Raw genomic sequence first — 500 nt, 5'->3', positions numbered from 1 at the left:
TAGCAACATAAGTAAACGGTTTAGGCGAGATCACTTTATATACTGTAGGTTCTGTAGCTTTTTTGGCTGCCATTTATATTATTCCTCCTTTATTAAGGTTGCGTTGGAGCTTCAGGTTCAACAATACCTGTAATACCGTTGATAACCGCACCAGCATAACTATTTTTAAGTTCTAATGAATATTCACCGACAATCATTTGTTTTGCAGAGTCTCCGTTTTTAGCAAGTTTCTCAGCTGCCATTTTACGAAGTGGGCGAAGTTTAGTTTGGTTTAAGTCGACAATTGATAATGCACCATCAGGCATATGACGATTTAATACGATGTTACCTCGTCCATAACGAGTGTGAATTACATCAACAGTGATACCGATAATGTTGCCCCCACCTTGGATAGCAGGAATTACAACGCCTTTATCCACTTTGAATAACTTATCGATAAATTCAGCAACAGTTGACCCACATTGAACTAATTTATCGCCACCAGCACCTTTTTCCCAGCA

The 500-nt window shown here is 38.8% G+C and carries 1 protein-coding gene; it reads right to left on the bottom strand.

Going from position 1 to position 500, the window contains the following annotated elements; translation table 11 throughout:
* Positions 1-92: 92 nt before the first annotated feature.
* On the bottom strand, positions 93-500 hold a 408-nt coding region (locus ACPUEY_RS14130; RefSeq protein WP_425122479.1), incomplete at its 5' end, for an SU10 major capsid protein.

The organism is Acinetobacter sp. G11, assembly GCF_049808495.1.
In the GTDB taxonomy this organism is placed as follows: Bacteria; Pseudomonadota; Gammaproteobacteria; order Pseudomonadales; family Moraxellaceae; genus Acinetobacter; species Acinetobacter kookii.
This window is presented reverse-complemented; position numbering and strand designations above follow the sequence as displayed.